At 72.7% G+C, this 14,791-nt stretch carries 14 protein-coding genes; 13 read left to right on the plus strand and 1 reads right to left on the minus strand.

Annotated elements, in window-relative coordinates; translation table 11 throughout:
- Positions 1 to 35: 35 nt before the first annotated feature.
- A complete protein-coding gene (locus ACX27O_RS08390) occupies positions 36 to 1,358 on the minus strand; it encodes an LPXTG cell wall anchor domain-containing protein (protein ID WP_458939186.1) in 1,323 nt (440 codons plus the stop codon).
- 339 nt (positions 1,359 to 1,697) lie between these two features.
- Here ACX27O_RS08390 and ACX27O_RS08395 point away from each other — a divergent pair, with 339 nt between their 5' ends.
- The 13 genes from ACX27O_RS08395 to ACX27O_RS08455 all read left to right on the plus strand — a co-directional run bounded on the left by ACX27O_RS08395 (position 1,698) and on the right by ACX27O_RS08455 (position 14,784).
- On the plus strand, positions 1,698 to 2,678 hold the full coding sequence (locus ACX27O_RS08395; protein WP_030335534.1) for a DUF2804 domain-containing protein: 981 nt from the start codon (positions 1,698 to 1,700) through the stop codon (positions 2,676 to 2,678).
- A gap of 149 nt (positions 2,679 to 2,827) precedes the next feature.
- The gene (locus ACX27O_RS08400) at positions 2,828 to 3,811 is read left to right on the plus strand and encodes a zinc-dependent alcohol dehydrogenase (protein ID WP_458939187.1); all 984 of its coding nucleotides are present in this window, start codon (positions 2,828 to 2,830) and stop codon (positions 3,809 to 3,811) included.
- A gap of 2 nt (positions 3,812 to 3,813) precedes the next feature.
- Positions 3,814 to 4,212: a 6-pyruvoyl trahydropterin synthase family protein gene (locus tag ACX27O_RS08405; RefSeq protein ID WP_458939188.1), complete on the plus strand. Its 399-nt coding sequence runs from the start codon at positions 3,814 to 3,816 to the stop codon at positions 4,210 to 4,212.
- On the plus strand, positions 4,209 to 5,255 hold the full coding sequence (locus tag ACX27O_RS08410) for a glycosyltransferase family 4 protein (RefSeq protein ID WP_030335540.1): 1,047 nt from the start codon (positions 4,209 to 4,211) through the stop codon (positions 5,253 to 5,255). Before ACX27O_RS08405 ends, ACX27O_RS08410 begins: the two co-directional genes overlap by 4 nt.
- Positions 5,252 to 6,070, plus strand: coding sequence for a class I SAM-dependent methyltransferase (locus tag ACX27O_RS08415; protein WP_458939189.1), 819 nt, complete (start codon positions 5,252 to 5,254; stop codon positions 6,068 to 6,070). The genes ACX27O_RS08410 and ACX27O_RS08415 overlap by 4 nt, the downstream gene beginning before the upstream one ends.
- A 66-nt stretch (positions 6,071 to 6,136) precedes the next feature.
- Positions 6,137 to 7,075, plus strand: a complete 939-nt coding sequence (locus ACX27O_RS08420) for a lysylphosphatidylglycerol synthase transmembrane domain-containing protein (RefSeq protein WP_036412151.1) — start codon at positions 6,137 to 6,139, stop codon at positions 7,073 to 7,075.
- 59 nt (positions 7,076 to 7,134) lie between these two features.
- A complete protein-coding gene (locus ACX27O_RS08425; protein ID WP_030335546.1) occupies positions 7,135 to 7,812 on the plus strand; it encodes a GTP cyclohydrolase II in 678 nt (225 codons plus the stop codon).
- A complete protein-coding gene (locus ACX27O_RS08430) occupies positions 7,809 to 8,516 on the plus strand; it encodes a RibD family protein (protein ID WP_030335549.1) in 708 nt (235 codons plus the stop codon). Before ACX27O_RS08425 ends, ACX27O_RS08430 begins: the two co-directional genes overlap by 4 nt.
- Positions 8,517 to 8,610: 94 nt before the next feature.
- A complete protein-coding gene (locus tag ACX27O_RS08435) occupies positions 8,611 to 9,144 on the plus strand; it encodes a DinB family protein (RefSeq protein WP_210861054.1) in 534 nt (177 codons plus the stop codon).
- A gap of 31 nt (positions 9,145 to 9,175) precedes the next feature.
- Complete coding sequence (locus ACX27O_RS08440) at positions 9,176 to 9,628, plus strand: GNAT family N-acetyltransferase (protein WP_210861056.1); 453 nt, start codon at positions 9,176 to 9,178, stop codon at positions 9,626 to 9,628.
- Positions 9,629 to 9,781: 153 nt separating this feature from the next.
- Positions 9,782 to 11,260, plus strand: a complete 1,479-nt coding sequence (locus tag ACX27O_RS08445) for a right-handed parallel beta-helix repeat-containing protein (RefSeq protein WP_210861058.1) — start codon at positions 9,782 to 9,784, stop codon at positions 11,258 to 11,260.
- Positions 11,261 to 11,483: 223 nt separating this feature from the next.
- Positions 11,484 to 14,174: an Hsp70 family protein gene (locus ACX27O_RS08450; RefSeq protein WP_210866232.1), complete on the plus strand. Its 2,691-nt coding sequence runs from the start codon at positions 11,484 to 11,486 to the stop codon at positions 14,172 to 14,174.
- Between the two features lie 37 nt (positions 14,175 to 14,211).
- On the plus strand, positions 14,212 to 14,784 hold the full coding sequence (locus ACX27O_RS08455; protein ID WP_030335558.1) for a nucleosidase: 573 nt from the start codon (positions 14,212 to 14,214) through the stop codon (positions 14,782 to 14,784).
- The last annotated feature ends 7 nt before the right edge of the window (positions 14,785 to 14,791 follow it).

Here is a 14,791-nt window from a genome sequence, read left to right on the forward strand (position 1 = left end):
GCCGTGCGAGCGGGCGACCGGGCCCGACCGGCCGGTCAGGCGTGCTTGCCGCGGCGACGCTTCAGCAGGAGGAATCCCAGGCCGGCCGCCAGCAGGGCGGCACCGCCACCGGCGACGAGCGGCATTGTGGTCGAGCTGTCGTCGTCGGCGGTCAGCTCCCGGGAGCCGAGCTCGGTGACCGGCTCGGAGCCGTCGGACTCGGCCTCCGTGGCGGTGTTCGCGCTCGGGCTCGCACTGGGGGTGGGGGTGGCGCTCGGGGACGGGGACGGGGACTTCGTGGGGGCCGCGTCGATGGAGGCGAGCGAGTCGCCGTTGAGCGCGACCTTGACCTTGGCCTGACCACCGCCGGAGGACACGACGGCGACTGACAGCTTGCTCGCCTTGTCCGTCAGCTTGGTGATGGCGTCCGCGTTCGGCGGCGCGTTGTTGGTGGCTGTCTTGTCCGCCGTCGTGGTGTCGATGAGTGACGAGGCACCGTAGGAGCCCTTGGGGACACGGTAGGCGTGCACGCCCTCGAGCTTCGCGTCGAAGTTGCCGGCCGCGTGGCGGTACTCGATGACGAGCCGGTCGCCGCCCAGGGCGATGTCCAGGGCCCGGACTCCGCTGCCCTTGCCGTGCAGGGAGCGCAGCGTGTAGACCCCCGACTTGGTGACCTTCTGGGACGCCCCGCCGTTGAGCCATCCGGCACGGATCATCTCCGGTGCGGAGAAGCCGGCCGGCCGGTAACCACCGGCCATGATGGTCGTGTGGCTGGCGCCCCCTGACTTGCACGCGCCCAGGTTGCCGCCGGTGCACTTGACGCGACCCTGGTGCCCGAAGCCCAGGTTGTGCCCGAGTTCGTGGCCGACGACGTCGATGCCACTGGCGGTGCCGTAGAGGTTGATCCAGGTGGTCGGGCCGGGCAGGGTGGCGAGGCCGGCCCAGGGGCAGTTCGTCTTCTGCGCCGGGAAGACGATCGAGATGCTGTCGTAGTCCTCGCCCGCGACCAGGCCCCGCTTGGCGAGTTCGTCACGGGTCATCTGATTGATCTTGCCGTGCGGGCAGCCGGCGGCGTTGAGGTCCAGCTTGATCGGGCCGAGGAACTGCTCCGGTACGGCGGGCACCAGCTTGTACTGCCCACGCGACAACTCCGACAGGTACGACGCGGCCGAGTCGCTCTTCGCGCCGAAGTAGGTGTCCGGCGTGGACGCCTTCACCTTGTCCGGGAACTGGAAGGAGGCGTCGCTGAACTCCACCAGGACGGGGAGCATCTTCCTCTTCACCGGTGCGGCGGCCGCGGGGGTGCCGGGGAGCGTGGCGGTGGCCAGCACGGTGATGCCTGTGGCCAGAGCGATACGGCCGAGGGCGGACAGCTTCATGGGGTCCTATTCCTTGAGGGGGGATGCCGGACGGCCAGGACGCCGATGTCCGTGGCCGCCCGGCAGCGTCGGGCCGCTTGGCGCTAAGGCGGCCGATGACGGGGGATTCCTGCCGGTCTCGTGCGGGTTCGTGGCCGCAGGCGGGGCCGGGCCGCCGCACCAGACCGGTGGGGGTGGGCGGGAGCGGCTACCAGGACGACGGGAGAGAAAGAGTCAGGAGCAGCCAAAGCTGCCGCATACACCACATCCTATGACATCCTATGTCCGATGTCATATGACCGTAGGTCGCATCGATGTGTCAGTCAAGCCGGCGGGGCAGGGGCGGCTATCGTGCAGCTCGTGACGCACGAACGTGAGCTGCTCTCGCCTGTCGACCTGTGCCAACGGGACGGGCGACTCAACCCCGCGGCGGTGGGCTGGACCCGGCGTCCCCTGCACACCGCGAACCTGCGCGGCTGGGGCCGGACCAAACGATGGGAGTACTGGGGCATCGTGACCCCACGGCACATCATCGGGCTGGTCGCCTCGTCGCTGGACTACGCCGGTGTGCACAGTGTCTACGTGCTCGACCGGGACAGCGGCACCGAGACGACTGCCGACGTGGTGGTGCCGCTGGCGCGGGGCGCTGTGCTACCGCCGCACTGCGGCGTGGGCGAGGCGGGCGCCCGCGGCGGTGGCCTGGCGATCCGGATCGTCCAGCGCCCGGACGGCACCGCGATCTCGGCGAGCGCCAGTGGCGTACGGCTGGAGGTGGACGTGCCGTTGCCGGCCGGTCACGAGTCACTCGGGGTCGTCGTGCCGTGGAGCACCAGACGATTCCAGTACACGGTCAAGGACGTCGGCCGCCCGGTGCTCGGCACGCTGGAACTGCACGGCCAGACGTACGAGATCGGTGGGCCGGACGCGTTCGCCGTGCTGGACCACGGTCGCGGCAGATGGCCGTACTCGGTCAGCTGGAACTGGGCCGCCGGCGCGGCGCCGGGACGAGCGATCCAGCTCGGCGGTCGGTGGACCGACGGCACCGGGGTCACCGAGAACGGCCTCTTCGTCGACGGTCGCCTGCACAAGATCGGCGAGGAGCTGCGCTGGACCTACGACCGGGCGGACTGGCTGCGCCCCTGGCGGATCAGCGGCGACCGGGTCTCTGTCGAGTTCCAGCCGTTCCACGAGAAGGTGTCCCGCACCAACCTGGGTGTCGTCGCGAACGAGACGCACCAGTGTTTCGGGCACTTCTCCGGCTGGGCGAAGACCGACGACGGAACGACGGTGAGCCTCGACGGGCTCGTCGGTTGGGCCGAGGAGGCACGCAACCGCTGGTAGTGGTTTGCCGCCACCACGCGCACACCGCGCCAGCGCACGGCAGCGCTTCGAACTGTGGACACCTCGCCTCCGTGTTTATGATCGACGACCCCGACCGGGGCACGGAAGGCTGGCCGTTCGGCCCAGAACAAGAGGTGAGGTGCGCGACGGTGATCCGCGAGGCGTACGCCTGCTGGGTGCGCGAACCCGGCGCGGCCGAGATCCGGCCGGTGTCGCTGACCGCCCCCGGCCCCGACGAGGTGCTGGTCCGGGCCCGCTACTCCGGGGTCAGCCGGGGCACCGAGACGCTGGTCTTCACCGGTCGGGTGCCCGCCGACCAGCACGCCGCGATGCGCGCGCCCTTTCAGGAGGGTGACTTCCCCGGCCCGGTGAAGTACGGCTACCTCAGCGTGGGCGTGGTCGAACAGGGCCCGCCGGACCTGCTCGGGCGGACGGTCTTCTGCCTGCACCCGCACCAGAGCGCGTACGTCGTGCCCGCCACCGCCGTGGTGCCCGTGCCGGAGGGGGTGCCGGCGGCCCGGGCGGTGCTCGCCGGCACCGTGGAGACCGCCGTCAACGCGCTGTGGGACGCCGCGCCGCTGGTCGGTGACCGGGTCACCGTGATCGGCGCCGGCATGGTGGGCTGCTGCGTCGCGGCGCTGCTCGCCCGGTTCCCCGGCGTGCACGTCGAACTGGTCGACACCGACGCGCGTCGGGCCGGCGTGGCCGGGGCGCTCGGTGTCGACTTCGCCGACCCGGCCGACGCCCGCGCTGACCGTGACCTGGTCGTGCACGCCAGCGCCACCGCCGCCGGCCTGCAACAGTCGCTGGACCTGCTCGCACCGGAGGGCACGGTCATCGAGCTGAGCTGGTACGGCGACCGCCCCGTGCAGGTGTCGCTGGGCGGCGCGTTCCACTCCGGTCGACTCACCGTCCGCAGCAGCCAGGTCGGCATGGTGGCACCCGCCCGACGGGGGCGGCGCAGCTACGCCGACCGCCTGGCGCTCGCCCTGGACCTGCTCGACGACCCGGCCTTCGACGCGTTGATCACCGGCGCGTCCCGGTTCGCGGAGCTGCCCGACGTGCTCGCCCGACTCAGCTCGGGTGACCTGCCCGCCCTCTGCCACCTCATCACCTACGACGACGGGGAGTGACAGTGTTCAGCGTGACCGTTCGAGACCACATGATGATCGCCCACAGTTTCCGAGGCGAGGTCTTCGGGCCCGCCCAACGCCTGCACGGCGCGACGTTCGTGGTGGACGCGACGTTCCGCCGGCCCGACCTGGACGCCGACGGGATCGTCGTGGACATCGGCCTGGCCACCGAGCAGCTGCGGGCCGTGCTGAGCGGGCTGACGTACCGCAACCTCGACGACGAGGCGGCCTTCGCCGGGGTGAACACCACCACGGAGGTGCTGGCCCGTACTGTCGCGGACCGACTGGTCGAGCGGGTGCACGCCGGTCAGCTGGGAGCGGGAGCGCGCGACCTGGCCGGCATCACGGTCACCCTGCACGAGTCGCACATCGCCTGGGCGAGCTACGAGCGGTCACTGTGACCGATGCGGGCCGGGCGGTGCACGTCGTCCTGCCCGGTGACATCGACGACCCGGCCACGCCCAGCGGCGGCAACTGCTACGACCGGCGGATCTGCGCCGGGCTGGGCGAGCGGGGCTGGTCGGTCCACGAGCACCCGGTGCCCGGCGCGTGGCCGCACCCCGAGCCGGCCGACCGGGCGACGCTGGCCGGGCTGCTCGCCGCCACGCCCGACGACGCCGTGGTGCTGTTCGACGGCCTGATCGCCTCGACCGTGCCGGACCTGCTCGCCCCGCACGCCCGTCGGCTGCGTCTGGTGGTCCTGGTGCACCTGCCGCTCGACGACGAGCCGGAGGCCCGCGCGCTGGCCACCGCCCGGGCCGTCGTCACCACCAGCGAGTGGACCCGCCGCGCCCTGCTGGCCCGGCACCCGAGGCTCGCCGAGCGGATCCGGGCCGCGCCGCCCGGGGTGCGGCCCGCGCCGCCGGCTGCCGGCTCCGCGACCGGCGACCGGTTGCTCTGCGTCGCGGCGGTCACCCACCACAAGGGGTACGACGTGCTGGTCGACGCGTTGGCCACGCTGGTCGGGCGGGAGTGGACGATGCTCTGCGCCGGGACGCTGGCCCGGGAACCGGACCTCGTGCACCGGCTGCGCGACCGGCTGACCGGGGCGGGTCTCACCGAGCGGGTGCGGCTGGCCGGCCCGCTGACCGGCGCGGCGCTGGACGACGCGTACGCCGCCGCCGACCTGCTGGTGCTGCCGTCGCGGGGCGAGACGTACGGCATGGTCGTCACCGAGGCGCTGGCCCGGGGCCTGCCGGTGGTGACCACCGAGGTGGGCGGGCTGCCGGAGGCGCTCGGCCACGCCCCCGACGGGGACCGACCGGGACTGCTGGTCCCGCCCGGCGACCCGGCGGCGTTGGCCGCCGCGCTGATCCGCTGGCTGGACGACGACGCGCTGCGCGCCCGGCTACGGCGTGCCGCGCTCGCCCGGCGCGACACCCTGACCGACTGGTCGGTGACCGCCGCGCTGCTGGCCGGCGTACTGAAGGAGGTGGCGGAATGACCGCCGAGGAGACCCTGCCGTTCGCCGACTGGCTGCGGTTGCGGGAGCCGGCCGACGCGGCGGCGCGCGCCGAGGACCTGCTGGACGCCGTCCGCGCCCGGCCGACCGCCAACGCCCCGATGGTGATCCACGACCTGGGCAGCGGCACCGGCTCGATGAGTCGTTGGCTGGCCGCCCGGCTGCCCGGGCCGCAGCACTGGGTGCTGCACGACCGGGACGCCGACCTGCTGGCCCGCGCCGCCGAGGGCATGACCGGGGTGCGAGCCGCCGACGGCGCCCCGGTGACAGTGCGGACGAGCTGCGGTGACCTCACCCGGCTGACCGCCGCCGACCTGGCCGAGGCGTCACTGGTTACCGCGTCCGCGCTGCTGGACATGCTCACCGCGGAGGACGTCGAACGGGTGGTGGCCGCCTGCGTCGGCCGGCCCGCGCTGTTCGCCATCTCGGTGACCGGGCGGGTCCGGCTCAGCCCGACCGACCCGCTCGACGGGGAGGTCGAAGCCGCGTTCAACGACCACCAGCGGCGTACCGTCGATGGCCGGCGGCTGCTCGGCCCGGATGCCGCCGCCGCCACGGTCGCCGCGTTCGCCCGGCACGGCGTCGACGTGCGGGAACGACCCAGCCCGTGGCGGCTCGGCCCGGAGCAGGCCGACCTGGCCGCCGAGTGGTTCCGAGGTTGGCTCGGGGCCGCCTGCGCGCAGCGCCCCGACCTGGCCGGCCCCGCCCAGGCGTACGCCCGCCGTCGGCTGGCCGACGCGGCCGCCGGCCGACTCACCGTGCTTGTCGACCACACCGACCTCCTCGCCGGTGGATGAACCGTTCACGCCCTGGGTACGTGGACTAGGGCAAGTGGACGATCTTCAAGGGGAGGGCCGGCGCGGATGTTCTGGGCCTGGGCACGAGTGGTCGGCGGGGTGGGTCTGCTCGCCGTCCTGCTGTGGCAGGTGGGCAGTGGCCCGTTCCTCGCCGGAGTACGACTGATCGACGCGCCGGCGTTGGCAGCGGCGCTGGTCATCGGGGTGCTCACCACGGTCTGCGCGGCGTGGCGGTGGAGCCTGGTCGCCGGCGGCCTCGGTGTCCGCCTGCCACTGGCGACGGCGGTGGCGCACTGCTACCGGGCGGTGTTCCTCAACGCCACACTGCCCGGCGGTGTGCTCGGCGACGTGCACCGGGCGGTGCGCCACGGCCGCGACGCCGGTGACGTCAGCCGGGGAATCCGCGCGGTGGTCTGGGAACGTACCGCCGGGCAGGTGGTCCTGGTCGGCGTCGCGCTGGTGGTGCTCGCGGCCTTCCCGTCCCCGGTGCGGCCGTACCTGCCGGTCGCCGCCGCGCTCGTCGTCGCCGGCGGTCTGGTCGTCGTGCTGGCGGCCCGGGTCCTGCCCAACGGGGGCGGGTCCCGCTGGGCCACGGCGCTGCGTACCGCAGTGGCGGACGTGCGGTCAGGGCTGCTGGCGCGGCGCACCTGGTTCGGTGTGCTGGTCGCCTCAGCGGTGATGGTCGCCGGTCACCTGGCCACCTTCCTGGTGGCGGCGCGCACCGCCGGATCCGACGCCCCGCTGTCCCGACTGTTGCCGTTGACGCTGCTCGCCCTGCTCGCCATGGGCCTACCGTTGAACGTGGCCGGCTTCGGGCCACGGGAGGGGGTGGCCGCGTGGGTGTTCGGCGCGGCCGGTCTCAGCGCGGCCGAGGGTGTCGCCACCGCCACCGTCTACGGTGCACTGGTGCTGGTGGCCAGCCTGCCGGGTGCCGCCGTGCTGCTGGCCCGTCGGCGTCGAACTCCGGCCGCCGCCCGGGAAGCCACCTCCGACGGCGGCTGTTGAAGTCGATGGTGAGACGGTACGCGTCGCCGGACGGCGGTGGCGCCGGACGAAGGAGTCCCATGCCCGAAGCATTGCCGGTTGCCACGATCCGCACGCAGGTCACGGTGCCGCTGGCGTTTCCCGACGGCTACTCCACAACCGCCCGGGTGTTCACCTTCAAGGGCCTGGTGGACGGTAGGGAGCATTTGGCCCTCGGCCTCGGTGACTGGGCCGGTGCCCTGGACCGGCTCGCGGTCGGGGGAGAGGCGCCGCTGGTGCGTCCGCACAGCGAGTGCCTGACCGGCGACGTGTTCGGCAGCGAACGCTGCGACTGCGGCCCCCAACTGCGCGAGGCGGTGCAGCGGATCGCCGAGACCGGTGGGTTCCTGCTCTACCTGCGGCAGGAGGGCCGTGGCATCGGCCTGTACGCCAAACTGGACGCGTACGCGTTGCAGGACGCCGGGTTGGACACCTACCAGGCCAACGTCGCGCTGGGCCGGGGCGAGGACGAGCGGGACTACACGGCCGCCGCGCAGATGCTGGCCACATTGGGCGTGCCGCGGGTCCGACTGCTCAGCAGCAACCCGGACAAGGAAGACCAGTTGACCCGGCTGGGCGTGGACGTGGTCGAACGGATCCTCACCAGCGTCTTCCTGTCGCCGGCCAACGCCGAGTACCTGGCGGCCAAGGCGGCCAAGGCGGCGGAGATCGAGGCGGCGGACGCGCTCGCGGGTCGCACTCCTGAGCAGCCCCGATGAGTTGCCGGCCGGAGCCGACGCGGCCGTACGTGCTGCTGAGCTGCGCCGCCTCCATCGACGGGTACATCGACGACGCCACCGAGCAGCGGTTACTGCTCTCCAACGACGAGGACCTGGACCGCGTCGACGCGGTCCGCGCCAGCTGCGACGCCATCCTGGTCGGCGCCGGCACCGTCCGGCGCGACGACCCGCGGCTGCTGGTGCGCTCCCCGAGCCGTCGGGCCGAGCGGGTCGCGGCCGGTCGACAGGCCTCGCCCACCAAGGTCACGCTGACCGCCCAGGGCGACCTCGACCCGACCGCGCGCTTCTTCACCGCCGGTGATTCGGTGCGGCTCGTCTACTGCGCCACCGGCGCGCTGGAGAAGACCGAGGAGCGGGTCGGCCGACTGGCCACAGTGGTCGACGCGGGTGAGCCCGTCGACCCGGGGTGGCTGCTGAGCGACCTGGCCGCGCGGGGTGTGCGGCGGTTGATGGTGGAGGGCGGCGGGACGGTGCACGCCCAGTTCCTCGCCGCCGGTCTCGCCGACGAACTGCACCTGGTGGTCGCCCCGTTCTTCGTCGGCGACGGCCGTGCGCCCCGGTTCGTCGGCGAGGGTCGCTTCCCCTGGCACCCGGGTCGCCGCGCCCGCCTGGCCGAGGCTCGCCAGATCGGCGACGTGGTCCTGCTCCGCTACGCCCTCTCCGAGCGCTGCCCGGCCGACTGATCGGGGCCCGCGCGCTGTGCCGCCGCGCTCTGCCGCGAGCCGTCGATTGGTTATTCTGTCGACGGCGGTGCCGGTGCCCGGACAGAATCCCCGGATGTCCGTTTCGCCGCTGGCCCTTCTGCGCTGGCAGTTCGACCTGACCTGGTCGCTGTTCGAGTACCACCTCGAGCGACTCGACGCGGCTGACGCCCTCTGGGAGCCGGCCGCCCACTGCTGGTCGGTGCGGCAGGGCGTCGACGGCACCTGGGTTCCGGACTGGGCCGACACCGAACCCGACCCGGTCCCGGTGCCGACGATCGGTTGGCTCACCTGGCACGTCGGCTGGTGGTGGACCGTGGCGATGGACCATCTGCGGGGGGTGCCCGCGCCCGACCGCACGGCCGTCACCTGGCCGGGCCCGGGCGAGCCGACTGTGACCTGGCTGCGTGACCTGCGCACCGAGTGGCTGGGTCTGCTCGACCAGCTCAGCGAGCGTGACCTCGACCGCACCGCGACCTTCCCCTGGCCGGACGGGACCGACCACACCGTCACGCACACGATTGGCTGGGTCAACGCCGAGCTGATGAAGAACGTCGCGGAGATCGGCCAGCTCCGGCTGATGCGCGCGGCACAGCAGTCTCGACGGTGATGCGCGGATCCTGGTCGATAGGGTGGCGGGCGTGCCCGGACTGGTGAAGATCACTGAACACAACGTGGAAGCCGCCTGCCGGTTGCAGGTGCGACCCGACCAGGAGAAGTACTCGTCCCCGGTCGCCTGGTCCCTTGCCGAGGCGTACGCGCAGCCCGACATCGCCTGGCCACGTCTGATCGTGGAGGGTGATGAGATCGTCGGCTTCCTGATGGGCTTCTTCGACATCGAGTGGGACCGACCGGACGACCGGCGCTCGGGCCTGTGGCGGCTGAACATCGCCGCCGAGCAACAGGGCCGGGGGTACGGCCGCTTCGCGGTGGACGCCGTTCGTGCGGAGGCCCGCAGCCGAGGGCACGACCAGATCTACACGACCTGGGAATCGGGGGAGGACGGCCCGGAGGGGTTCTATCTCACCCTCGGATTCCGTCCGACCGGGGAGACCAGCGGAGGTCAGATCGTCGCCGTCCGGTCCGTCCACTGACCAGGCGGCATCACCTCGGTTGTTCGACGGCCTGGCCGCGCTCGGCGGGCGCCACAGTGGTGCCTGCCGCCCTCATTTCGAGGGGCACCGCGTCGGACCTGTCCCGCGTAGGCTCCCAGCCGCGCAAAGACAACCTACGGGGGATCGGTCGACATGACGAAGAACAGCCTTAGCCGCCGCGCTCTGCTCTACGGCACGCCGGTGCTGGCGGGAGCTGCGGCGCTGACCGCCGCTGAGCCGGCGATGGCGGCGGGTTCCGACACCTCGGTGGTGTCGCCGAAAGACTATGGCGCGGTTGGTGACGGCGTCACGGACGACACCGCGGCTGTGCAGCGGTGCCTGTCGCAGGGCCGGGCCGTGGACTTCGGCGGCCCGGGCAACGTCTACCTGATCACGAACACGCTCACGGTCTACCAGGCCACACCGCAGATATTGCGAGGCCACGGTGCCACCATCAAGGCGGGTGCCGCAGTCAACCTGATGCGTCTGGGCAGGGCGCGCCACTCGCTCGACGGCCTCAACTTCGACGGAACAAGCCAGCCGGGTGGCGTCGGTGTGATCATCGAGGGTGACGCTCAGTACAGCTCCATCGTCAACTGTCGGTTCACGAACATCGGCGGCTCCGGCGTGTCCGTCTCTTCGGGCGCGCACCATGTCACAGTCGCCGGCTGCTTCTTCGACCACTGCGGGCACGGCTCCACGGTGGCCGACAACAACTATCGCAGCTCGATCTACGTCGCCGATGCCGACTTCTGCGTTGTCACCGACAACCGCGTCCTCAATTGCAACTGGGGCATCATCTTCCGCGGCGATTCGGCCGCGGTTGGCATCAACTTCTATACCTGTCAGTCCAACGTCATCACCGCGGTCAGTCCGCCCGTTGCGATTTCGCAGGGCATCTCGAACCGCTACGGCCGCAACGGCAAGATTGCCGGCAACACGGTCATCGGCTTCGACGACAACAGCATCGACTGCTGGGGTTGTAACACGACCATCATCGCCGGCAACAGCACCAAGGGCGGCAAGGACGGCGTCTTCGTCGGCGACCCGTCCAGCTCCAACATCGTCGTCAACGGCAACACCTTCAACGGGCCCCAGCGCGGGGTGCGAGTTTTCAGCCAGGAGACGGTGACTCCAGCCCTGGTCATCGGGGTCACCATCGTCGGCAACACCATCACCCAGCCCACCGACGGCGGCGTCCTGATCTCCCGGAACAACCTCTCCCAGGTCACCGGGATCACAGTGTCCGACAACGACATCCACGTAACGGGCGCGGGCAGCTACGGAGTGAAGGTGGTCAACGCCGAGTTGGTGCGCGTGCTGGGAAACCGGATCTACCGACCGCTCCAGCAGGGCATCCACCTGAGCGGCGTCGACATCACCGAGGTCGCGCACAACACGGTTTCCGACGCCGGTTACCAGACGCCCAACACCTACAGCGCCATCGACATTGTCGGCTCGAACCGAGTCACCGCCCGCGACAACGTCGCCTACGGCAATGCGAAGCATGCGGTCGCGATCAACAGCGGGGCGGGTATGACGGTCACCGGCACACGATGGCGCTCGCTGGGTGCCGGCGGCATCAGCAACGGGGCGACCGGCACGGTACTCGCCGACAACGTTCAGCTTTGACGTGACGCCCCCGCCCGAGCGCGGCGACGTGCTCCGGCGGTCGGTAGGTCAACCGCCGCGCTGAGCGGTGCGGGCTGTCGCGCCGATCTCCCGCCGTCCCGCGGACGTCAACCGTCCTGACGGCTGCGACTGCGACTGCGACTGACCGAGTGATCAGCACCGCTGCGGGGGCTGCGTACGATGCGGGATCGAGTTCCCCTCGTCGCGGCGGAGGTATCGGGCAATGGCAGGCCAGCACGAGGGTTTCGCACTCGGTGTCGACCTCGGTACGTCCAACACGGTCGCGGTGCTGCGCTGGCCGGACGGGCGGACCCGTCCGCTGCTGATGGACGGTCAACCACTCAGTCCGTCCGCCGTCTACGCCGACCAGGACGGCACCCTGCACAGCGGCTGGGACGCCCGCCGGTTGGCGCAGACCGACCCGGGCCGGTTCGAGGCGAACCCGAAGCGTCGGGTGGACGAGCCGACCGTGCGGCTCGGCGACAACGCGTACCCTCCGGCCGAGCTGCTCGCCGCGGTGCTGGCGTCGGTCGCGCGGGCCGCGGTGGGCGCGGTGGGCTTCCTGCCCCCGGCCGTGGTCACCTGCCCGGCCGCCTGGGACGCGACGCGGCGGCAGGTCCTCGCCGACGCGCTGCTGCGGGCGGGTTGGCCGCAGGCGGCCGAGCACACCCTCGCCGGGCCGACCCCGCCGGGCACCCGTTTGCTGCGGGAGCCGGTGGCCGCCGCCCGCTACTACACGCAGGTGCTGCACCGTCCGGTGCCGGTCGGCGGGGCCATCGCGGTGTTCGACTTCGGTGGCGGGACGCTCGACGTCGCGGTGCTGCGCAACGAGGGCGCGGACCCCTGGGGCGACTCCGGCTTCAGCGTGGTCGCCGACGGCGGCCTGCCCGACCTGGGCGGCCTGGACCTCGACGCCGCGCTGGTACGGCGGGTCGGTGAGCTGGTCGGTGAGCGGCACGCCGCGCAGTGGGCCCGGCTCACCCGACCGGCGGATCCGGCGCAGCGCCGCGACCAGATCCGGCTCTGGGACGAGGTACGAGGCGCGAAGGAGACCCTGTCCCGGTCCGTTGTCGCGCCGGTCGCGGTGCCGGGAGTGGCCGAGCCGATCCAGCTGACCCGGGCGGACGTCGAACGGGTGGCCACGCCGCTGCTGCGGCGGGCGGTGCAGCGGGCCCGGGAGGTCATCGCCGCCGCCGGTCTGCGCCCCGACCAGCTCGCCGGGCTGTTCCTCGTGGGCGGGTCGTCGCGGATCCCGCTGGTGGCCCGGATGCTGCACGCCGAGCTGGGGATCGCGCCGACGGTGCTGGACCAGCCCGAGTTGCCGGTGGCCGAGGGTGCCCTGACCGACCTGCCACTGCGCAAGCCGCTACCCGCCCCGGCGTACGCGGGACCACCAGTGGCCCCACCCGCGCCAGCTCCGGTGAGCCCGCCCGCCCCGGCCGCGGCACCCGCGCCGGTCGTACCGTCGCAGCCCTGGCCGGGATCCACCCCGCCGGTGGGCCCGCCCCCCGGGCCGGGCCTGGCCGGCGCGACCCCGACCCCGAGCGGCGGCGGGACCCGCTGGCGGCGGGCACGCTGGGTGGTGCTCGGCGCGGTGCTGGCGGTGGCCGGGGTGGCCACCGCGGCGACGCTCTACCTGACCCGGGACCGCTACCCGGACCTGGAGTTCGCCTCGCTGCGCGAACTGTCCCGGCTCTCGGCCGGCGCCGAACGTCCGACCGACATGTGGACGGCGGTGCTCGACGATCGGGCCTACCTCGCGTTCCCGCTGCCCGACGACCGGCTGGAGGTGGTGGCCGTCGACGCGGGCACCGGTCGCGAGGTGTGGCGCGAGCAGACCGACGTGCGCGCCGACGACTGGGAGGCGGTCATCGCCGTCCCCGGGGCGGTCGTGGTCCTCGCCGACGCGCCCGGCGACAGCACCCCCCGACCGATGGCCGTCCTCGACGGTCGGACCGGCGAGCAGCGCTGGCAGCGCGTTCTCCGTGGGGACGACGACGTCTACGTCGCCGACGACACGGCGGTGCTGGTCGACCGGGCCGCTGACGAACTGGTCGGCCTGCGCCTGACCGACGGCGCGACGAAGTGGACCCGAGCCAACCCCCGCGACCGGTACGCCGGTGGCCGTACCGTGGTCCGGCCGGTGGGCACCGACGCGGCGGCGGGCGGACCGGCCTTCCTCGACGGCACGCCCCGCGACCCGTGGACGGGCAAGGGGCGGCGACTCGTGCAGGTGGGCGCGGACCGGTCGGTGCGGCTGCTCGACATGGCATCCGGCGCGGTGCTGCGCCAGTGGGGCAGCGTCGCCGACCTCGACGACCTGGTGGTCGCCCACGAGGACCGCCTGTACGTGGCCGCCAACGAGGGCGGCTACCAGCTGCTCGCCTACGACCTGGGTTCCGACGCCGAACCGGTGGTGCTGCACCGCTCCGGGAACGACGAGTACCGTCCGACGGAGCTGGTCGCCTGCGGTCCCCGACGGGCCTGCCTGGTGCAGGTGCCCAACAGTGACGCCACGCGCACCGAGGTGGTGGCGGCCACCGAGGGTGAGCGTGCGATCCAGTGGTCGGCGCCGGGCGTGACCGGCCTGGTCCCGTTGGGTGAGCAACTGCTCGCCCAACGGGAGTCCCCGGAGCCGAGCGTCACCATCTTCGACGCCGCCGGCAAGCCGGTGCTGCGGGACCGGGGCGGGGTGGCGGTCCGCCTCGACGAGGGCAACCTGCTGGTCTTCGCCAAGGCGCCCAGCGTGGTGGTGGCCAACCGGGTGCTGGCCGGCGTGTGGGCCGAGTCCGGGAAGGTCGACGAGTTGGGCGAGCTGCAGGACGTACGCAGCTCGTCCTGCTCGTGGAACACCCACCTGATCGCCTGTGGCGCGGAGAAGGACTTCGTGCTGTACCGCTTCACCACCGACTGACGTCAGCGCCCCACCGGCCGGCTCGTACGATGCTCCGGTGAATCTTCGAGGTACGGTCCGCGCCGATCGTCCGTTGGTGGTGCTCGCCGTCGGGGAGGAGGCCCGCTACCTGCCGCCCGAGCTGCCGGTCCTGCTCACCGGCATGGGCAAGGTGAACGCCGCCAGCGCGGTGGCCGCGGTGCTGGCCGCCGGGCCGCGCCCGGCCCTGCTGCTCAACCTGGGTACGGCCGGGGCGTTGCGTCCCGGGTTGGCCGGCATCCACGAGATCGCCACCGTCCTCCAGCACGACCTGGACACCGAGCTGCTGCGCACGCTCACCGGCGAGACGTACGGGGCGCCGCTGTCGCTGGCCGCCGAGGGCGCGGTGCTGGCCACCGGTGACACCTTCGTGGCCGACGACGAGCAGCGGGACCGGTTGGCGCAGCGCGCCGACCTGGTCGACATGGAGGGGTACGCGGTGGCCTGGGCCGCCGCGCAGGCCGGTGTGCCGTGCCGGCTGGTCAAGCAGGTCAGCGACGAGGCGGGGGAGGGCGCGGCCCGGACCTGGCAGGAGTCGGTGGACGCGTGCGCCCGCGACCTCGCCGAGTGGGCCGCTCGACACGTCGGCTGAGCGTGCC

The organism is Micromonospora sp. SD19 (assembly GCF_054462275.1).